Raw genomic sequence first — 18,898 nt, 5'->3', positions numbered from 1 at the left:
CCTCACCCGGCCTCGGGACGGTAGGCGGATCAGCTCACCATCAGCGCGCCACCGACCACGGCGGCCCACAGCAGCATCGCCAGACCCGTGTCCCGCAGCACCGGGATCAGGTGCAGACCGGTCATCCCCCGCACCACCCGCCGAGCACCGAGCACGGCGAGCGGCAGCGCCAGCAGCCCGAGCAGCGTGCCCGGCACGCGGACGCCGATCACCAGCGTGATGAGGAACGGCGCCACCACCAGCGCCAGGTAGAGCCGCCGGGTGTCCTTGTCGCCGAGGAGGACGGCCAGCGTCCGCTTCCCCGACTTCGTGTCGGTCGGGATGTCCCGCAGGTTGTTCGCCACCAGCACCGCCGTCGAGAAGCACCCGACCGCCACAGCGGCCCCGATGCCGATCCCGGTCACCTCACCGGTCTGCACGAACAGCGTGCCCAGCACCCCGGCGGGCCCGAAGAACAGGAACACCGCCACTTCCCCGAACCCGGAGTACCCGTACGGCTTCGACCCGCCGGTGTAGAACCAGGCACCCGCGATGCACAGCACCCCGAACGCCACGAGCCACCAGTACCCGGACATCGCGATCAGCACGATCCCCGCGAGCGACGCGACGCCGAGGCACGCGAACGCCGCGTTCCGCACCGTCTTCGGGTCAGCCGCACCCGACCCGACCAGCCGGAACGGCCCGACCCGGTGGTCGTCCGTCCCGCGGATGCCGTCGGAGTAGTCGTTGGCGAAGTTCACCCCGATCTGCAACGCGATGGACACCACCAGCGCCAGCAGCGACATGGGGAGCGAGAACGCGTCGATGTTCTGCGCGGCGCCCGCGCCGACCAGCACCGGAGCGATCGAGTTGGGCAGTGTGCGCGGACGAGTTCCCTCAACCCACTGGGTGACTGTGGCCATGGGGTCATCTTCGGCCATGACCCTCTGACCACTGCGGACGGGGGACCACATCGCACGCTCCCCACCACCGTCCCCCGCGCACGACCTCCTCACTGCCTGGGCCCCCACGAACCGCACGGCGGCCACCCGCGAGGAGCGGCGCGGTCCGTCGTGCGGCGAACCCGTGTCAGCACGCGTCCACGGCCGGTGCTCCGGCGATGTGCGCGGCACCCAGGTACTTGCCGGTCGACAGCCGGTACCAGGTGGTCGACGTCCCCTCGGTACCCGTGGCGCTCTCACCGTCCACGGAACACGCCAGCGGCACCCGCGCGTACGGGGCCGCCAACCCCACCTCGGTCGCGGAGTCGCGGGGCGCGTTGCGCACCACCGACAGCGCGCGCACGGTCCCGTGCGGCGCCGATCCGGTCCACAGGAACTGCACCGTGACCCACGAGTTGGTCGTCAACCGCAGCCCGTCCCAGAACGTGCCGTCGGCCAGGTCGATCGCCGCCGGGTTCCCGACCTTGCGCCCGAACTGGTCCTTCCCACCGTTGTGACCGTCCTCGAAGGCCGCCTGCGCCTGAGGCTTCCCGACGGGCAGGTCGGTCCACATCTCCCGGCTGTCGTTCCAGTAGTCGTCCTTCACGTTCCACGGCCCGACGTCCCAGACCGGTGCCCACTCGCAGCGGCCGTTGTTCGCGCACACGCGCACGGTGCGGTCGCCCGAGTCGCGCCCGGCCAGTCCCCGCCGCGACGGCAGGGCGACGAAGTGGTCGCGGTCCTTGATCACGTGACCGTTCGCCGTGGTGCCGCCGACCAGACCTTCACGAGTGGCGTAGACCCGGTGCAGGCTCGCCGCGGTCGCGGCCTGCGCGGGAATGACCTGTGCCACGGCCAGCAGCACCACGATGATCACCAGCAGGCGTCTCGTCATTCGCCAGAGCCAAGCGGGGCCCGACCGCCCGCGCAGGCGGAGTCACCCGAACGAGCGGGCCACCGCGGCGCGGTCGACCTTTCCAGGACCACGCGTGGGCAGTTCCGGCAGGAACAGCACGCGCTTGGGCACGGCCGCCCGTCCGACGGCCGCTCGCACGACCTCCCGCAACACCTCCTCGGACGGCGCCACCCCACCGGCAACCACCGCGGCCACGACCACCTGCCCCCACTCGGGGTCCGGCACCCCGACCACGCACACCTCCCGCACTCCCGGCACACCCGCCAGAGCCCGTTCCACCAGCACCGGGGGCACCTTCTCGCCACCGGTGACGATCACGTCGTCCGCCCGCCCCAGCACCTCCAGCGTCCCGTCCACCCGGAACCGCCCGAGATCACCGGTCCGGAACCACCCGTCAGCGAACCGCTCCCCCCGGTACCCCAACGCCAACGTCGGCCCGGCCACCTCGATCCGCCCGTCGACGAGCCTCACCTCAACCCCGTCGAGCGGCACCCCGTCGTACACGCACCCACCGGCGGTCTCGCTCATCCCGTACGTGGTCACGACCCGCACCCCGGCCGCCAACGCCGCGTCCAGCAGCGGTCTCGGTGTCGCCGCACCACCGAGCAGCACACCGTCGAACTCCTTCAACACCGACACGTCCTCGGCCACCAGCCGAGCCAGTTGGGTGGGCACCAACGCCGTGTAGTGCGGCCCCGACGTCGCCAACAACGGCCGCGCGACCTCGGCGAACCGCTCAGCCCGAAACCCCGGCGCGAGATCCAGCACGGCGGGCGACGTCCCCGCCACCAGCGACCGAACCAGCACCTGCACACCCGCGATGTGCGTCGCGGGCAACGCCAACAACCACCGCCCCGGCCCGCCCAACCGAGCGTGCGTCGCCTCGGCGGACGCCCGGAGCGCCGACGCCGACAGCAACACCGACTTCGGTACACCGGTCGACCCGGAGGTGGTGATCACCAACGCCGTCTCCCGCTCCCAGCCGTCCAGCGGAACGGGCGCCACGACCTGTCCGACCGGTACCGGCACCACGGCGGGTCCCGTGCCGTCCAAGGCCGCCCGCAGGGGTGGGATCAGTTCGAGCGCTTCGAACGAGACAGGGACTGCCTCGACCATGTCGGCCATCAGTTTTCCCAGCTGGTTGGGGGAGTGGGGGCGGTTGCAGGTGGTCAGGCTCGTGTTGGGGAGGTGGTGGGCGGGAAGGAGGGGGTGTCGTGGCTGAGCAGGCTTGCGGTGGGGAGGTGGGGCGGTGAGGGATGGGCCTGGGAAGGCGGAGAGCTTGAGGGAGGTGGTGGAGTTGTGATTGGGGTAGAGAAGAGGTTGGCCTCGGGGCAGTGTCGCGGCCGAGCCGTTTTGCTGCCGGAGAACGGGGCGGATGTGGTCTCGGTGTCCGAGGCGGGTTAGGACCGCTTCGACCGTGGTGGCGACTCGGTGGCTGTCTGTCGCCCTGGGAGCACTTCGATGCCCGAGGTCAGGGCTGTGGTTGAGGTGTCCCGAGCTTGGACCGCCTCAACCCTGGAGGCCACCGCGCCAGCCCTGACCACAGAGCAGCCTGGTTGCGCAGGCAGCCCCGCCTGAGATCGGCTGCGCCCGAAGCCGCTGGCTGTGGAGGCCGCTGGTTGTGAGGCCGCTGGTTGTGGAAGCCGTCCCATCGCTGAAGTAACCCGGTGTCTGTGGCTGGCTGCGTCCGAAGCACCCCGAGCCCCGCACGGACCTGGGCTGCCCCGGACCAGCCCTGAACGAGCCTTCGACGGACCCGAACGAGTCCTGGGCGGGCCTTTGACAGACCCGGACAAGCCCTGGACGGACCCGAACGCGCCCTGGACAGGCTCGAATGAGCCTTCCACGGACCTGGACGCGCCCCGCAGGACCTGGGCGGCCTCGGACGAGCCCTGGACGAGCCTTCGACGGACCCGGATGAGCCTTGGGCGGACCCGGCCGAGCCTTCGACGGACCGGATAAGCCTTGGGGCCCAGACCGAGCCCGGACCGAGCCCGGACCGAGCCCGGACCGAGCCTGGGCCGAGCCCGGACCGAGCCCGGACAGGCCTCGGACAAGGTCTGGGCGGGGTTTCGAAAAGAGGCCGGACTGGTTGGGCGCAGCGCGCGTCTGGGGTGCGTGCCGGTTTCAGAAGTAGTACGGGAAATCGGACCAGTCCGGCGCCCGCTTCTCCAGGAACGCGTCGCGGCCCTCCACAGCCTCGTCCGTCATGTACGCCAGCCTGGTCGTCTCGCCCGCGAAGATCTGCTGGCCCACCAAGCCGTCGTCGATGAGGTTGAACGAGTACTTCAGCATCCGCTGGGCCGTGGGGGACTTGCCGTTGATCTCCCGTGCCCACTGCAACGCCGTGTTCTCCAGTTCGGCGTGCGGGACGACCTCGTTCACCGCTCCCATCCGCTGCATCTCGGCCGCGCCGTAGGTGCGGCCGAGGAAGAAGATCTCGCGCGCGAACTTCTGGCCGACCTGGCGGGCCAGGTACGCCGAGCCGTAGCCGCCGTCGAAGCTGCCGACGTCGGCGTCGGTCTGCTTGAACTTCGCGTGCTCGGCGCTCGCGATGGTGAGGTCGCACACGACGTGCAGGCTGTGGCCGCCGCCCGCCGCCCAGCCGGGCACGACGGCGATGACGACCTTCGGCATGAACCGGATCAGGCGCTGGCACTCCAGGATGTGCAGCCGCCCCGCTCGGGCCGGGTCGACCGTGTCCGCGGTCTCCCCCGCGGCGTACTGGTATCCCGACCGGCCGCGGATGCGCTGGTCGCCGCCGGAGCAGAACGCCCAGCCGCCGTCGCGGGGGGACGGGCCGTTGCCGGTGAGCAGGACGCAGCCCACGTCGGACGACATGCGGGCGTGGTCCAGCGCCCGGTGCAGCTCGTCGACCGTGTGCGGGCGGAAGGCGTTGCGCACCTCGGGCCGGTTGAACGCGATCCGCACCGTGCCCTGGTCCACCGCGCGGTGGTAGGTGATGTCCGTGAGGGAGTCGAAGCCGGGGATCGGCTTCCACCGGGACGCGTCGAACAACTCGGAGATTTCCTGGTCTGCCACGCCCGCGACAATAAGGGGACCCGGTGCGGCGCTCGAACCGCAGGCAGGTGGGCCCCCGGGACGGTCATGATCAGGATCACTCCGATGGTGTAGTTCATGGGTTGAACTTAGAACACGTGTTCGAATGCGCAAGGGGAATCACCCCATCGTGCGCTGGGGGAGAATGGGGCCGTGAACCCGTCCACCGCGCAAGCCCTGGTGTTCGTCGACGAGCTCGTCCGCAACGGCGTGCGGCACGTCGTCCTGAGCCCCGGCTCGCGCAACGCGCCCCTGTCCTTCGCGCTGCACGAGGCGGAGGTCGACGGGCGGTTGACGCTGCACGTGCGCGTCGACGAGCGCGGCGCCGGGTTCCTGGCGCTGGGCCTGGCGAAGGCGGACGGGATCACGGCGGTGGTCTGCACGTCCGGCACGGCCGTCGCGAACCTGCACCCCGCGGTGCTGGAGGCCAGGCACTCGGGCACGGGGCTGCTGGTGATCACGGCGGACCGGCCGGTCGAGCTGTACCGGACGGGCGCGAGCCAGACCGTCGACCAGCACGGGATCTTCGGCGCGGCGGCGGACACCCTGCACTTCCCGGTGGCCGAGCGGCGGGCCGGGCAGAACGCGATGTGGCGGTCGCTGGTGTGCCGGGCGGTCTCGACGGCCAGGTCGGGCAGGCCGGTGCACGTCAACGTGCCGCTGCGCGAGCCCCTGGTGCCCGACCACGAGGGCGACTGGCCGGAGGCGCTGGACGGCAGGCACTTCGACGTGCCGTGGACGCGCGTCGAGCCGCGCACCACCAGGTCCGTCTCGACGGTCGAGCACCTCGGGCCGCGCACGCTGGTCGTGGTCGGCGACTCGCTGGTCGGGGAGACCGCCGAGCTGGCGTGGCACGCGGGGTGGCCGATCGTCGCGGAGCCGACGGCGGGCTCGGACGGCCCGGTGCTGCGGCACGGGACGCTGCTGCTGAACTCGGGTGAGCTGCCGTCCGAGCTGCGGCCGACCGCGGTGCTGGTCGTGGGCCGGGCGACGCTGTCGCGCGGGGTGCTCAAGCTCATCGCGCGGACGCCGGTCGTGCACGTGCTCACGCCGGACCTGGACTGGCCGGACCCGTCGTTCGCCGCGACGCACACCTCCACCGACCTGGAGGCGGGTGAGCTGGAGGTCGACCCCTCGTGGCTCGCGGCCTGGCAGGACGCGGACAAGGCGGCCGCCGGGCTCGTCGAGGAGGTGCTGCACGACGTGCCGTGGCCGACCGGGCTGCACGTGGCCCGCGAGATGGTCGCGGCGCTGCCGTGGGGCTCGATGCTGTTCCTCGGGTCGTCGAACCCGGTGCGCGACGTGGACCTGGTCGCCCACCCGCGCGCCGACCTCGTGGTGCACGCCAACCGGGGCGGCGCGGGCATCGACGGCAGCCTGTCGACCGCGATCGGCCTGGCGCTCGCCGAGGGGCCGGGGTTCGCGCTCGTCGGCGACCTGACGTTCCTGCACGACCTCAACGGCCTGCTGATCGGTCCGGACGAGGCGCGGCCGGACCTGACGATCGTCGTGCTCAACGACGACGGCGGCGGGATCTTCTCGCTCCTGGAGCAGGGCGCCCGCGAGTTCGCGCCGTCGTTCGAGCGGGTCTTCGGCACCCCGCACGGCGCCGACCTGGCCGCGCTGTGCGCCGGTTACCGGGTGCCGCACGTGCTGGCGGAATCGGCGGAGCAATTCCGCGACGCGCTCGCGCAGCCCTCCGGGATCACGGTTGTGGAGATTCGTGCGAATCGTTCCGGATTGCGCGATTTGCACGCCGCACTGCGCCTTGCCGTGTCAACGGGTTCCAGGTCGTAGGAGCCTACGTACGGGGGTGTTCGCGTCAGGGAGACCTGGCTAGTTTCCAGCCATGTCCATCAGAGCGAAGATCACGGTCGGGGCGGCGACGGCCTGCGCGCTCGCGCTGCTCGCGGGCCCCGCAGGCGCCGCCGCGGCGCCTGGAGCACCCGGTATCGGTGATCCGTACTACCCGAACTCGGGAAACGGTGGCTACGACGTCTCCCACTACGACATCCGGCTGAACTACCAGCCGTCGAACGACACCCTGTCCGGCACCACGACGATTCTGGCGAAAGCGACGCAGGACCTCTCGCGGTTCAACCTCGATTTCCTGCTCAAGGTCAGGACGGTGCGGGTGAACAACAGGGTCGCGTCGTTCACCCAGGACGGCGGTGAGCTGGTCGTCGACCCGAGGGGCACCCTCGCCAAGGGCGGCGACGTCACCGTGGTCGTCACCTACGACGACAAGCCGTCCACGAAGTCCGTCGACGGCTACACGGCGTGGAAGAGGACGCCGACCGGTGCGCTCGCGATCGACGAGCCCGACATCGCGCCGTGGTGGTACCCGAGCAACAACCACCCGACCGACAAGGCCACGTTCGACGTCTCGGTGGCCGTGCCGGACGGCGTCGAGGTGATCTCCAACGGCAGGCTCACCGGCACGACGAAGCAGATCAACGGCTGGACGCGCTGGAACTGGCGGAGCACCAAGCCGCAGAACACCTACTCGACGTTCGTGTCGATCGGCCAGTTCGAGGTCCGCCAGTCGACGTCCCCGAGCGGCCTGCCCGTGGTGAACGCCTACGCGGAGGGCCTCGGCGAGTTCGAGGGCGCCGCCAAGGCGAGCGTCGAGCGGACGTCGGAGGTCATCGACTTCGAGGACGACTTCTTCGGCCCGTACCCGTTCGAGGCGCAGGGCGGTGTGGTCACCGGCGGCATCGGCTTCGCGCTGGAGAACCAGACCCGGCCCAACTACGACACCGCGTTCTTCCGCCGCGGCACGAACACCTACGTCGTCGCGCACGAGTTGGCCCACCAGTGGTTCGGCGACTCGGTGTCGGTGCACGGCTGGAAGGACATCTGGCTGAACGAGGGCTTCGCGAGCTACGCCGAGTGGCTGTGGTCGGAGCACGTCGGCGAGGGCACCGCGCAGGAGAACTCGGACTTCACCTACGAGTCCTACCCGGCCGACTCGGACTTCTGGGACGTCCTGCCCGGCGATCCCGGTGCGGCGAACCAGTTCGACGGCGCCGTGTACGACCGCGGGGCGCTCACGCTGCACGCGCTGCGGTCGGCCGTGGGTGACGACGCGTTCTTCACGACGCTGCGGAAGTGGACGAAGCAGCACGAGTACGGCGACGCGTCGATCGACCAGTTCACCGCGCTGGCGGAGGAGGTGTCCGGCAAGCAGCTGGACGACCTGTTCACGACGTGGCTGTTCACCAAGGGCAAGCCCGCGACGGCGCCCGGCGCCGACGCCGCCGTGGCCGCGAGGAAGGCCCCCACCGCGGAGCCCAAGTCGCGGCAGAAGATCAAGGAGACGCACGAGCTGCTCGCGGCGGGCGAGCGCTGAGGCCGGGTGGGGCGCCCCTCCGCGCGAGAGGGGCGCCCCACCGAGCGCCACGGCGGTCTCGTCGGGTCTAGCGGCCTTCGAGCGCGTCCCGCATCGGCCGCATCTTGGCGTGCGCCTCGCACACCTCGCTGTCCGGATCGGACTCCGCCACGAGCCCGCAGCCCGCGAACAGCCGGGCCGTGTTGCCCTCCACCCTGGCGCACCGCAGCGCGATGCCGAGTTCGCCGTCGCCGTTGCCGTCGATCCAGCCGACCGGGCCGGCGTACCGGCCGCGGTCCATGCCCTCCAGCTCCTCGATGACGCGGATCGCTTCGGCGCGGGGCGTGCCGCCGACCGCGGCCGTCGGGTGCAGCGCCTCGCCGAGCCGCAGCAGCGACGGCGAACCGCTCAGCGTGCCGATCACGTCGCTGGACAGGTGCGACACGTTCGGCAGCCGCAGCACCGACGGGCCTTCCACGGACATGGTCGTGCAGAACGGCTTCAACGTGTCCGCGAGCGAGCGGATCGCGTAGTCGTGCTCCTCCAGGTTCTTCGCCGACGACAGCAGCGCCGCCTCCAGCTCCTCGTCGGACATGCCGTCGTGCGGCCACGTCGTGCCCGCGAGCACCCGCGAGTCGACCAGTTCGCCGGTGCGCCGCAGCAGCAGCTCCGGGGTGGCGCCGAGCAGGCCGTCCACGGCGTAGACCCAGCACTCCGGGTAGCGCCTGGCCAGGCCCTCCAGCACGAACCGGTGGTCGATCGGCACGTCCGCGACGGCCAGCAGGTCGTGCGCGAGCACCACCTTGTCCAGTTCGCTGTCGCGCATCCGCGCCACGGCCGTCGCGACGGCCCCGCGGTAGTCGGTGACCGAGAGCTGCCCGTCGGAGTAGCGGACCGTGGACGGCCTGCGGACCGGGGTGACGTCGGACGGGGTCGCGTGGCCGATCGTGGTGACCCAGCTGCGCCCGTCGCGGGTGCCGAGCACGACCTCGGGCACCACCAGGACGGAGTGGCCGGGTTCGTCGGCGAACGCCATGCTCACGAACGCGACCGGCCCGCAGCCGGGCTGGCCGACCTCGTCCTGGACGTCCACCGCGGCCGTGAAGTCCCGCCACCAGCGGTCGGCTTCGGCGAACCGGTCGGGGCCGGACGCCTCGAACCGCGCCGCCTCACCCCATCCCACCAGGCCTGATCCGTCCCTGACCCAGGCGAGCGCGTTGTCCGGGCGGGGGAGCCTGGCGAGCAGGTCCTCACCCGTCGCACGCGCGGTGCGGACGCGCAGACGTTGTCGGGTTCGCGACGCTGGTGCGGTGGTCACGCTTCGAGGGTATGGACTCACTCCTGAGATTCCTCCTCCAGGCGGCTCTAGACTCCTCAGCTGTGGTGGAAGACGCAGTGCAGACCAGTCAGCGGGCTCCCCTCGGGGTCCGGGTCCGGCGGGGCGTCGCCCGTGCGTTGCTGGTGGTCGGCGGGGTGGTGACCCTCGTGGCGGTCCTGCTGATGGCCGCGGTCTGGACCGACGACCGGTCCATCGAGGCGAACCTCGGCAACGCCACCGCGGAGGTGGTGTCCGTCGCCTTCAACCGCACGGTGATCAGGTTCGGGACCCCCGACGGCAAGGTGCAGAGCCCGTCGCAGGGCGTGCTGTACCCCGAGGGGCTGGAGGTCGGTCAGCTCGTGCGCATCGAGTACGACACGACGAACACCGAGCTGGCTCGGGTCTGGGGCCGGGACGCCTCGCTCGCGGTGCTGCCCGTCTCGACGTTCCTGCTGGTCGTGTGGGCCGTGCTGATCCCGGCGATGTGGTTCACCCGGAGAGGGCTCCGCCATTTGTGACAGTTTCTCCCGAAACGGTCGTTCAGGTGTAACATCGTCCACATGGTGGATGACCTGGTGGCGCGCTTCGAGCACGCGGTGGCGTCCGAAGCGCGGATCGAACCCCGCGACTGGATGCCGGACGGCTACCGCAAGACGCTGATCCGGCAGATCGCCCAGCACGCGCACTCCGAGATCATCGGGATGCAGCCGGAGGGCAACTGGATCAGCCGCGCGCCCTCGTTGCGCCGCAAGGCCATCCTGCTGGCGAAGGTGCAGGACGAGGCCGGTCACGGGCTGTACCTCTACGCCGCGACCGAGACGCTCGGCGCGGACCGCGGTGAGCTGACCGAGAAGCTGGTCGACGGCAAGCAGAAGTACTCCTCGATCTTCAACTACCCGACGCTGACGTTCGCGGACATGGGTGTGATCGGCTGGCTGGTCGACGGCGCGGCCATCTGCAACCAGGTGCCGCTGTGCCGCACCTCGTACGGCCCGTACGCGCGGGCCATGATCCGCATCTGCAAGGAGGAGTCCTTCCACCAGCGGCAGGGCTACGAACTGCTGATGACCATGATGCGGGGAACGCGGGCGCAGCGCGACATGGTGCAGGACGCGGTCGACCGCTGGTGGTGGCCGTCGCTGATGATGTTCGGCCCGCCCGATTCCGAGAGCTCCAACACCGAGCAGTCGATGGCGTGGCGGATCAAGCGCAACACCAACGACGAGCTGCGGCAGAAGTACGTGGACATGTCGGTGCCGCAGGCGGCGAAGCTCGGCGTCACGTTCCCCGACCCCGAGCTGAAGTGGAACGACGAGCGCGGGCACCACGACTTCGGCCAGCCGGACTGGGACGAGTTCTGGCAGGTCGTCGGCGGTCACGGGCCGTGCAACAGCCAGCGCGTCGCCCACCGCCGCAAGGCGCACGAGGACGGCGCGTGGGTCCGGGAGGCCGCCGCGGCGCACGCCGCCAAGGCCCGTCAGGCGCAGGAGGGTGTGGCATGAGCGCGTCGTGGCCGCTGTGGGAGGTCTTCGTGCGCGGCAAGCGCGGGCTGAACCACGTGCACGTCGGGTCGCTGCACGCGCCGGACGCCGAGATGGCCGTCCGCAACGCGCGCGACGTCTACACCCGGCGCAACGAGGGCGTGTCGATCTGGGTGGTGCCCGCCGAGGCCATCACCGCGTCCTCGCCGGACGAGAAGGACCCGTTCTTCGCGCCCAGCGGCGACAAGGTCTACCGGCACCCCACGTTCTACGCCATCCCCGACGACGTGCCGCACCTGTGAGCCCCGCCGCTCTCGCCGTGGAGGAGGCGCCATGAGCTTCGACAACGCCTACGAGTCCCTGATCGACCACGAGGACTCGCACTGGGCCTTCGGCACCGGCTTCAGCGCGCCGCTGGAGGGCGTGGACCGCGAGGTCCCGGCCACCGTCGACCGCGCCGACCTCGTCGCCTACTGCCTGATGCTCGGCGATGACGCCCTGGTCCTCTCCCAGCGCCTGGCCGAGTGGTGCTCGCGCGCGCCGGAGCTGGAGGAGGACATCGCGCTGGCCAACATCGCGCTGGACCTGCTCGGCCAGGCCCGCCTGCTGCTCACCCGCGCGGGCGAGGTCGAGGGCGAGGGCCGCGACGAGGACGCGCTGGCGTACCTGCGCGACGAGCGCGAGTTCCGCAACGTGCACCTCGCCGAGATCGACTGCGGCCCAGGGCCCGGCGGCGACTTCGCCACGACCGTCGTGCGGCTGCTGGTGTTCTCGTCGTGGAAGGTCGCCCAGTTCTCCCGGCTGCGCGGCAGCGCGGACCCGGTGCTCGCGGCCGTCGCCGCCAAGGGCCTCAAGGAACTGGCCTACCACCGCGACCACGCCGCCCAGTGGGCCGTGCGGCTCGGTGACGGCACCGAGGAGTCGCACCGCCGGATGGTCGCGGCCGTCGCCCGCGTGTGGCCGTTCGTCGACGAGCTGTTCCACACCAACGCCGTCGAGGCGCGGCTGGCCGGGGTTGCCGTCGACCCCGGCGAGCTGCGGTCCGAAGTGGACGGTGTGCTGGACGCCGTGTTCGGGGCGGCGGGGCTGGCCAGGCCCGAGCCGGTCCCGGCGGCGTTCGTCGCCGGACGGGCGGGCCGCGACGGCGTGCACACCGAGGCCATGGGCTTCCTGGTCGCCGAGATGCAGCACCTGCACCGGTCGCTGCCGGGAGCGGTGTGGTGACCACGGCCAGGGAGATCGCCGAGCAGGTCCGCGACCCGGAGCTGCCGGTGCTGACGCTGGCCGACCTGGGTGTGCTGCGCGACGTGTCGGAGTCCGACGGCCGCGTGCTCGTCACCATCACGCCGACCTACTCGGGCTGCCCGGCGATCGACGAGATGGGCGCCGACCTGCGCCGGGCCCTGACCAGCGCCGGGTACGCCGAGGTCGAGGTGCGCACCTCGCTGCACCCGGCGTGGACGACGGACTGGATCAGCGACGACGGCCGCCGCAAGCTCACCGAGCACGGCATCGCCCCGCCGAACCGCATCGGGCCGAAGGTCGCGGGCCCCGTGCCGCTCAACCTCACGCCGCCGTCGCGGCGCGTGCCGTGCCCCCGCTGCGGGTCGCCGCGCACCACCGAGCTGTCCCGGTTCGGCTCCACGGCCTGCAAGGCGCTGCGCCGCTGCGAGGACTGCGCCGAACCCTTCGAGCACGTCAAGGAGATCTAGTGACGGCCTCCGCGCCCACCCGCCGCCGCACGACGTTCCACGCGCTGACCGTGGCCGCCGTCGACCGGCTGTGCGACGACGCCGTCGCCGTCACCTTCGCCGTCCCCGCCGAGCTGGCGGAGGAGTTCGCGTTCACCGCGGGCCAGTACCTGACGATCAAGCGCGGCGACGAGCGCCGCTCGTACTCGATCTGCGCCGCCGTCGGCTCCGCGCCGCGCATCGGGGTCCGCCGCGTCGAGGGCGGCCTCTTCTCCGGCCACCTCGTCGACGAGCTGCGCGCGGGTGACGTCCTGGAGGTCCTGCCGCCGCAGGGGACCTTCACGCCGGACGGTGGTGAGCACCACGCGTTCGTCGTGGCGGGCTCGGGCATCACGCCCGCGCTGTCGATCGCCGCCACGGTCCTGGCGGGCGGCGCGCGCGTGACGCTGCTGTACGGCAACCGCCGCACCGACACCGTGATGTTCGCGGAGGAGCTGGCCGACCTGAAGGACCGCCACCGGGCCAGGCTCCAGCTCGTCCACGTCCTGTCCCGCGAGCCGCGCGACGTGGAGCTGTTCACCGGCAGGCTGGACGCGGACAAGCTCCGCGCCCTGTTCGGCACGGTCGTGCCCGCCGCCGACGTCGACCACTGGTGGCTCTGCGGCCCGTACGAGATGGTCCAGGACGCCAGGGCCGTGCTCGCCGAGCGCGGTGTCGGGCCGGAGCGGGTCCACCACGAGCTGTTCTACGTCGACGAGCCCCCGCCCGCCCCGCGCAGGGCGGAGGACACTGCCGTGCTCGCGGAGGCGGCCGAGGTCACCGTCATCCTGGACGGCCGCGTGACCACCGTGCCCGTGCCGCCGGACGTGGCCATCCTGGACGCGGCCCAGCGCGTCCGCTCCGACCTCCCGTTCGCCTGCAAGGGCGGCGTCTGCGGCACGTGCCGCGCTCTCGTCGTGGACGGCGAGGTCGAGATGCGCCGCAACTACGCCCTGGAGCCACGCGAGGTGGAGGCCGGCTTCGTCCTCACCTGCCAGGCCACGCCGACCACGACCGGGGTCACGGTCGATTTCGACGCCTGACTCCCGTCTCACGTGGCAGTATCGGGAGATGGGAGTCATGGCGAGATCGGTGCTCGGTGGGCTGGCGATCGGCATCGCGGTGATGTTCACGCTGTTCACCCTCATGCTGGTCGCGCCGTCGAACGAGAGCGGGAGCGTCGTCGCCTCCCTGGTGGCCGCGCTGATCGTCTCGGTCCCGCTGGGCGGCATCCCCGGCACGCTGCTCGGCCTGCTGGTGGGCAGCATCCGCAGGTCCAACCAGCGGGTCCTCCTGCCGCCCCCGCCACCTCCGCCGCAGCCGCGCCCCCTCTACGTGCCCGCCACCCCGGCCGACCAGTGGTCGAAGGTGGTGGCCCGCTGCGAGGAGTCCGTGCGCCGCGTGCTCGCCGTGGTGGACACGGTCCCCGAGTCACCGGCGAAGGAGTGGATGTCCCGGATCGCGGCCCAGTTCGAGGCCGAGCTGGACGACGTCCGGGGCATCGCCCGGCTGGCCAGGGCGATGGGCGCCGTCGAGGAGAACCACCCGGCGTCCCAGCGGCTCTTCGCGGCGGCCCGCGACTTCGCGGCGTTCGAGGCCGAGGTGGGCCGGGTGGCGCTGAAGATGTTCGACCGACCCGAACTGGACCGCGCCCGCACGGACCTGGAGTTCCTGGAGCAGCAGCTCCCCAGCCTGGGGGCCTAGGGCCGCAGGGCGGCCTGCCACCAGCCGAGCACCTCGTCCGCCACCTCGGGCGCGGCGACCAGCAGCCCGTCCACCGGCAGCGGGTCACCCTCGCCGCGCCGGTCCAGCACGGCGGCCCCGGACTCCACGGCCAGCGCCACGGCGCCTGCCACGTCCCACTCGTGGTACCCGTGCAGCACCGCCGCGGCGGCGTGCCCCAGCGCCACCTGCGCCACGGCCAGCGCCTTCGACCCCAGCACCCGCACGCCGGTGCCCGACGAGGCCGCGCGGGTGATGAACTCGCCCATCCCCGGCCACGGCCCGCTGCGGGTCATCTCGGTGCACACGATCGGACTGGTGGACTGGGTGCCCAGCTTCACGGGCTCCCCGTTGGCGCGCATCCCCCGACCGCGCGCCGCCGCGTAGATCTGCGACCGGTAGGGGTCGGCGACCACCCCGACGACCGGCCCCCACCGGTCCACCAGCGCCAGGCTGTAGGCGCACCACGGCACCCCGGCCACGTAGTTGGCGGTCCCGTCGATCGGGTCCACGACCCAGCGGAACTCCGCCTCGAAGGGCACGTCCACGTTCTCGCAGAACACCGGGATCCTCGGGAACTCCGAGGTCAGCACGCGTCGGGTGTGCCGTTCGAGGGTGTGGTCGGTGTCGGTCACCCAGTCGAAGGGCGACTCGTCGTCGTCCGGTCGCGCACCCCGCCCGGCGGTGGCCGTGATCACGTCGGAGGCGTCGTTCGCGAGGCGCCCCGCGACCTCCAGCGCGATCGACACGAGCGCGGGATCGACGGGCTGGGCGGGCCTGGACGACAAGACGGTCATGCCGAGCTAGTTTCGGCCCCGCGGATGTCCGACACGCGTCCACCAGGTGGCCGGACGACGATCACCTGGTCAACGGTGTCCGCGTCGGGAGACGTTCGGCGGGCGTTCCCCGCCGTGACACGCCCCGGTGGTGTTGGCCCGCCACGGTGGGCCGGTGCGCGTAGCGATCGTCACCGAGAGCTTCCTGCCCCGCGTCAACGGGGTCACCAACTCCGTCCTCCGCGTCCTGGAGAACCTGCCGGGTCCGGCGCTGGTGATCGCGCCGGGGGCGGGTGACGACAGCTACCGGGGGACACCCGTCGTGCGCGTCCCGGCCGTGGACCTGCCGAGGGTCAGTTCGCTGCCGGTGGGCGTGCCGACCCGCAGGGTGCTGACGGCGCTGGCCGAGTTCCGGCCCGACGTGGTGCACCTGGCCTCGCCGTTCGTGCTGGGGGCCCGCGGCGTGCAGGCGGCCCGGCGGCTGGGGCTGCCGACCGTCGCCGTCTACCAGACGGACGTGGCCGGGTTCGCGGGCAGCTACGGGCTCGGCCTCACCGCGCGGGCCGCGTGGCGGTGGACGCGGCGGCTGCACTCGCTGGCCGACCGGACGCTGGCGCCGTCGACCTGGGCGGTGGAGGCGCTGGAGTCGCACGGGGTGCCGCGGGTGCACCGGTGGGGCCGCGGTGTGGACGTGGAGCTGTTCCGGCCCGAGCGGCGCGACCACGCGCTGCGGCGGGCGCTGGCCCCCGCCGGTGAGCTGCTCGTGGGCTACGTGGGCCGGTTGTCGCCGGAGAAGGAGGTGGAGCGGCTCGCGGCGCTCGACGGCGTGCCGGGCGTGCGGGTCGTGGTGGTGGGGAGCGGACCCGACGAGGCCGCGCTGAGGAGGGCGCTGCCGGGGGCGGCCTTCCTCGGCTTCCGGACCGGGGTCGACCTCGCCGAGGCCTGCGCCAGCCTGGACGTCTTCGTCCACACGGGACCGCACGAGACGTTCTGCCAGGCCGTGCAGGAGGCGCTCGCCAGCGGGGTCCCCGTGGTGGCCCCGGACGCGGGCGGACCGAGGGACCTGGTCGAGCCGGGGCGCACCGGGTACCTGGTGTCCGGCGAGCCGTCGGACCTGCGGGCCGCGGTGGAGGCGCTGCGGGACCCGGTGCGCCGCCGCCGGTTCGGACAGGCCGCTCGGGCGTCGGTCCGGGGGCGGACGTGGCCGGTGCTGTGCGGGGAGCTCCTGGGGCACTACCGGGCCGTGGCGGGCGTCGAGGTGCGGCGGGCGGCGTGACGTCCGCGGGGGCGTGGGGTCCGGGTGGCGGTGGCCGGGCGTCACATACCCTTCTGGCATGTCGCGAGCAGGTCTGGACAAGAACCCGCGCGAAGTGGCCGAGATGTTCGACGGCGTGGCCAACGGGTACGACCGCACGAACTCGGTGATGACACTCGGGTTCGACCGCCGCTGGCGGGAGTGGAGCCGCCGGGTGCTCGACGCGCGACCCGGTGAGAAGGTCCTCGACCTCGCCGCGGGCACCGCCGTGTCCACCGTGGAGTACGCCTCCTCCGGCGCCTGGTGCGTGGCCGCGGACTTCTCGCTCGGGATGCTCCAGGGCGGCGCGCACCGGCCCGTGCCGAAGGTCGCGGCCGACGCGCTGCACCTGCCGTTCGCCGACGGCGTGTTCGACGCCGCCACGGTCTCGTTCGGGCTGCGCAACTTCACCGACACGGTCGCCGCCCTGCGGGAGATGGCCCGCGTCGTGCGCCCCGGCGGCAGGCTCGTCATCTGCGAGGTGTCGACGCCCACGCTCCGGCCGTTCCGCTTCGTCTACATGCGGTACCTCCTGCGCCTGCTGCCGCTGATCGGCCGGGTCGTGTCGTCGAACCCGGAGGCCTACCAGTACCTCGCCGAGTCGATGCGCGCGTGGCCCGACCAGCGCGCGCTGGGGGAGCTGATCTCCGAGGCCGGCTGGGACGACGTGGCCTGGTTCAACCTGACCGGGGGCATGGTCGCGCTGCACCGGGCCACCAAGCCCGAGTGACGGACCGGCGCCTCTCAGCAGGTCACGGTTAGACTCACAGGAGTTTGTGAACTGATGCACAAGGAGTCGGGATGACTACTCCCAGCCGCCGTCAGGCAGGCGAGGACGCCGAGGTGATCGTGGTCGGGGCGGGGCCCGCGGGCTCCACGGCCGCGACCTACCTGGCACGCGCGGGCCTGGACGTGCTGCTGCTGGAGAAGAGCAGCTTCCCCCGCGAGAAGGTCTGCGGGGACGGCCTCACGCCCCGCGGCGTGAAGCAGCTCATCGACCTCGGGATCGACACCCGCGAAGAGGCGGGCTGGCTGCACAACAAGGGCCTGCGCGTCGTCGGCGGCGGCGTGACGATGGAGCTGGACTGGCCGGACCTGGCCTCGTTCCCGCCCTACGGCGTGGTGCGGCCCCGGCAGGACTTCGACGAGATGCTGGCGAACACGGCCAAGGCCGCGGGAGCCCGGCTGCACGAGCTGACCACCGTCACGGGTGCACTGAAGGACGAGCGCACCGGCAGGGTCGTCGGCGTCACCGCGAAGGTCGGCCCGGAGAAGACGCAGGTCACCTACCGCGCACCGCTCATCCTGGCGTGCGACGGCGTGAGCGCCCGGCTGGCGCTGAGCGCGGGCATCGAGAAGCGCGACGACCGGCCGATGGGCGTCGCGGTGCGCCGCTACTACGCGAGCCCGCGCACCAAGGACGACTACCTGGAGTCGCACCTGGAGCTGTGGGACCGCAGCGACCCGGCCAACCCCCAGCTGCTGCCCGGCTACGGCTGGATCTTCGGCATGGGCGACGGCAGCGTCAACGTCGGCCTCGGCATCCTCAGCACGTCGAAGGCGTACGGCACGACCGACTACCGCGCGCTGCTGAAGAGCTGGCTCGACGGCACGCCCGAGGAGTGGGGCTTCCGCGAGGAGAACGCCACCAGCAAGATCGGCGGCGCCGCGCTCCCCATGGGCTTCAACCGCAAGCCGCACTACAGCAACGGCCTGCTGCTCGTCGGCGACGCGGGCGGCATGGTGAACCCGTTCAACGGCGAGGGCATCGGTTACGCGATGGAGTCGGCCCGCATCGCGGCCGAGACCGTCGTGCAGGCCCTCGCCCGCCCCGCCGGGCTCAGCCGCGAGCACGCGCTCGCGGGCTACCCGGCGCGCATCGAGCAGTCGCTCGGCAGCTACTACCGGCTGGGCAACATCTTCAGCAAGCTGATCGGCAACCCGACGATCATGCGCACGGCCACCAAGTACGGCATGCCGCGCAAGACGCTGATGAAGCTCGTCCTCAAGCTCCTCGCCGGTCTGTACGACCCGAAGGACGGCGACTCGTTCGACCGCATCATCACGGCGGCCACGAAGCTCGCGCCGAGCGCCTAGCACCCGCTGTCGAAGGGCCGGACCGGTGACCACCGGTCCGGCCCTTCACTCTGTGCAGCCCGAAGCCACCGTCTCGGTCCGGCACCTTTCCCTCGCTGTTCACCTGGGCTTTTGCGGCCGGGGTCGCGGGAAATACCTCCGAATAGCGCAAACTTAGGTAGTCCTAACCTGAGACTTAGGCATGCCTAACTCACGGAAATGCGTCACCCGTGTGTCGCAGTCATTTCGCGGGTTGCGCCCCGCCGTGCGCCCC

18 protein-coding genes are annotated in these 18,898 nt (G+C 71.9%); 12 read left to right on the top strand and 6 right to left on the bottom strand.

Going from position 1 to position 18,898, the window contains the following annotated elements; genetic code table 11:
* Positions 1 to 29: 29 nt before the first annotated feature.
* The 4 genes from AC156L_RS16675 to AC156L_RS16660 form a co-directional block, all read right to left on the bottom strand.
* Complete coding sequence (locus tag AC156L_RS16675) at positions 30 to 902, bottom strand: 1,4-dihydroxy-2-naphthoate polyprenyltransferase (protein WP_330881202.1); 873 nt, start codon at positions 900 to 902, stop codon at positions 30 to 32.
* A 166-nt stretch (positions 903 to 1,068) separates the two neighbouring features.
* The gene (locus tag AC156L_RS16670) at positions 1,069 to 1,815 is read right to left on the bottom strand and encodes a hypothetical protein (RefSeq protein ID WP_330881200.1); all 747 of its coding nucleotides are present in this window, start codon (positions 1,813 to 1,815) and stop codon (positions 1,069 to 1,071) included.
* A gap of 42 nt (positions 1,816 to 1,857) precedes the next feature.
* Entirely contained in the window at positions 1,858 to 2,952 is a 1,095-nt protein-coding gene (menE, locus tag AC156L_RS16665; protein WP_330881269.1) for an o-succinylbenzoate--CoA ligase, read from the bottom strand.
* A 1,011-nt stretch (positions 2,953 to 3,963) separates the two neighbouring features.
* Positions 3,964 to 4,878: a 1,4-dihydroxy-2-naphthoyl-CoA synthase gene (locus tag AC156L_RS16660; protein ID WP_330881198.1), complete on the bottom strand. Its 915-nt coding sequence runs from the start codon at positions 4,876 to 4,878 to the stop codon at positions 3,964 to 3,966.
* Positions 4,879 to 5,049: 171 nt separating this feature from the next.
* Between AC156L_RS16660 and menD the strand changes: the two genes are divergently transcribed.
* Both menD and AC156L_RS16650 read left to right on the top strand, forming a co-directional pair.
* Positions 5,050 to 6,693 carry a 2-succinyl-5-enolpyruvyl-6-hydroxy-3-cyclohexene-1-carboxylic-acid synthase gene (gene menD, locus AC156L_RS16655; protein WP_330881196.1) on the top strand — a complete coding sequence of 548 codons (1,644 nt, stop codon included), beginning with the start codon at positions 5,050 to 5,052 and terminating at the stop codon, positions 6,691 to 6,693.
* Between the two features lie 52 nt (positions 6,694 to 6,745).
* Positions 6,746 to 8,248, top strand: coding sequence for a M1 family metallopeptidase (locus AC156L_RS16650; RefSeq protein WP_330881194.1), 1,503 nt, complete (start codon positions 6,746 to 6,748; stop codon positions 8,246 to 8,248).
* Between the two features lie 67 nt (positions 8,249 to 8,315).
* Here AC156L_RS16650 and AC156L_RS16645 read toward each other — a convergent pair whose 3' ends face one another.
* Entirely contained in the window at positions 8,316 to 9,545 is a 1,230-nt protein-coding gene (locus AC156L_RS16645) for an isochorismate synthase (protein ID WP_330881192.1), read from the bottom strand.
* A gap of 62 nt (positions 9,546 to 9,607) precedes the next feature.
* Between AC156L_RS16645 and AC156L_RS16640 the strand changes: the two genes are divergently transcribed.
* The 7 genes from AC156L_RS16640 to AC156L_RS16610 are packed head-to-tail and all read left to right on the top strand — an operon-like array spanning position 9,608 to position 14,460.
* The gene (locus tag AC156L_RS16640) at positions 9,608 to 10,063 is read left to right on the top strand and encodes a DUF3592 domain-containing protein (protein WP_330881190.1); all 456 of its coding nucleotides are present in this window, start codon (positions 9,608 to 9,610) and stop codon (positions 10,061 to 10,063) included.
* A 42-nt stretch (positions 10,064 to 10,105) separates the two neighbouring features.
* Positions 10,106 to 11,047 carry a 1,2-phenylacetyl-CoA epoxidase subunit PaaA gene (gene paaA / locus AC156L_RS16635; protein WP_330881188.1) on the top strand — a complete coding sequence of 314 codons (942 nt, stop codon included), beginning with the start codon at positions 10,106 to 10,108 and terminating at the stop codon, positions 11,045 to 11,047.
* Positions 11,044 to 11,328, top strand: coding sequence for a 1,2-phenylacetyl-CoA epoxidase subunit PaaB (gene paaB / locus AC156L_RS16630; protein WP_330881186.1), 285 nt, complete (start codon positions 11,044 to 11,046; stop codon positions 11,326 to 11,328). Before paaA ends, paaB begins: the two co-directional genes overlap by 4 nt.
* A gap of 31 nt (positions 11,329 to 11,359) precedes the next feature.
* Positions 11,360 to 12,250 carry a 1,2-phenylacetyl-CoA epoxidase subunit PaaC gene (gene paaC / locus AC156L_RS16625; protein ID WP_484406991.1) on the top strand — a complete coding sequence of 297 codons (891 nt, stop codon included), beginning with the start codon at positions 11,360 to 11,362 and terminating at the stop codon, positions 12,248 to 12,250.
* Entirely contained in the window at positions 12,247 to 12,738 is a 492-nt protein-coding gene (gene paaD, locus AC156L_RS16620; RefSeq protein ID WP_414720102.1) for a 1,2-phenylacetyl-CoA epoxidase subunit PaaD, read from the top strand. Before paaC ends, paaD begins: the two co-directional genes overlap by 4 nt.
* Entirely contained in the window at positions 12,738 to 13,799 is a 1,062-nt protein-coding gene (gene paaE / locus AC156L_RS16615; protein WP_330881180.1) for a 1,2-phenylacetyl-CoA epoxidase subunit PaaE, read from the top strand. Before paaD ends, paaE begins: the two co-directional genes overlap by 1 nt.
* Before the next feature lie 37 nt (positions 13,800 to 13,836).
* A complete protein-coding gene (locus AC156L_RS16610; RefSeq protein ID WP_330881178.1) occupies positions 13,837 to 14,460 on the top strand; it encodes a hypothetical protein in 624 nt (207 codons plus the stop codon).
* On the opposite strand, the gene AC156L_RS16605 is transcribed toward AC156L_RS16610, so the two are convergent.
* A complete protein-coding gene (locus AC156L_RS16605; protein WP_330881176.1) occupies positions 14,457 to 15,275 on the bottom strand; it encodes an inositol monophosphatase family protein in 819 nt (272 codons plus the stop codon). The two genes, AC156L_RS16610 and AC156L_RS16605, sit on opposite strands and share 4 nt — an antisense overlap.
* 154 nt (positions 15,276 to 15,429) lie before the next feature.
* On the opposite strand from AC156L_RS16605, the gene AC156L_RS16600 reads away from it, so the two are divergent.
* From AC156L_RS16600 to AC156L_RS16590, 3 genes are all read left to right on the top strand, one after another.
* On the top strand, positions 15,430 to 16,530 hold the full coding sequence (locus AC156L_RS16600; protein WP_330881174.1) for a glycosyltransferase family 4 protein: 1,101 nt from the start codon (positions 15,430 to 15,432) through the stop codon (positions 16,528 to 16,530).
* A gap of 58 nt (positions 16,531 to 16,588) precedes the next feature.
* A complete protein-coding gene (locus AC156L_RS16595) occupies positions 16,589 to 17,278 on the top strand; it encodes a demethylmenaquinone methyltransferase (protein ID WP_330881172.1) in 690 nt (229 codons plus the stop codon).
* A gap of 71 nt (positions 17,279 to 17,349) precedes the next feature.
* Positions 17,350 to 18,645, top strand: coding sequence for a geranylgeranyl reductase family protein (locus AC156L_RS16590; RefSeq protein ID WP_330881170.1), 1,296 nt, complete (start codon positions 17,350 to 17,352; stop codon positions 18,643 to 18,645).
* Positions 18,646 to 18,898: the final 253 nt, after the last annotated feature.

It is taken from the genome of Umezawaea sp., from assembly GCF_057122925.1.
The sequence above is the reverse complement of the archived record's forward strand: the minus strand, read 5'-3'. Positions and strand labels throughout refer to the sequence as shown.

Excerpts from the sequence above, each read along its gene's own strand:
- AC156L_RS16675 (WP_330881202.1), bottom strand. The coding sequence starts at position 902 with ATGGCCACAGTCACCCAGTGGGTTGAGGGAACTCGTCCGCGCACACTG.
- AC156L_RS16670 (WP_330881200.1), bottom strand. The coding sequence starts at position 1,815 with ATGACGAGACGCCTGCTGGTGATCATCGTGGTGCTGCTGGCCGTGGCA.
- menE (WP_330881269.1), bottom strand. The coding sequence starts at position 2,952 with ATGGTCGAGGCAGTCCCTGTCTCGTTCGAAGCGCTCGAACTGATCCCA.
- AC156L_RS16650 (WP_330881194.1), top strand. The coding sequence starts at position 6,746 with ATGTCCATCAGAGCGAAGATCACGGTCGGGGCGGCGACGGCCTGCGCG.
- paaA (WP_330881188.1), top strand. The coding sequence starts at position 10,106 with ATGGTGGATGACCTGGTGGCGCGCTTCGAGCACGCGGTGGCGTCCGAA.
- paaB (WP_330881186.1), top strand. The coding sequence starts at position 11,044 with ATGAGCGCGTCGTGGCCGCTGTGGGAGGTCTTCGTGCGCGGCAAGCGC.
- paaC (WP_484406991.1), top strand. The coding sequence starts at position 11,360 with ATGAGCTTCGACAACGCCTACGAGTCCCTGATCGACCACGAGGACTCG.
- AC156L_RS16610 (WP_330881178.1), top strand. The coding sequence starts at position 13,837 with ATGGCGAGATCGGTGCTCGGTGGGCTGGCGATCGGCATCGCGGTGATG.
- AC156L_RS16605 (WP_330881176.1), bottom strand. The coding sequence starts at position 15,275 with ATGACCGTCTTGTCGTCCAGGCCCGCCCAGCCCGTCGATCCCGCGCTC.
- AC156L_RS16595 (WP_330881172.1), top strand. The coding sequence starts at position 16,589 with ATGTCGCGAGCAGGTCTGGACAAGAACCCGCGCGAAGTGGCCGAGATG.
- AC156L_RS16590 (WP_330881170.1), top strand. The coding sequence starts at position 17,350 with ATGACTACTCCCAGCCGCCGTCAGGCAGGCGAGGACGCCGAGGTGATC.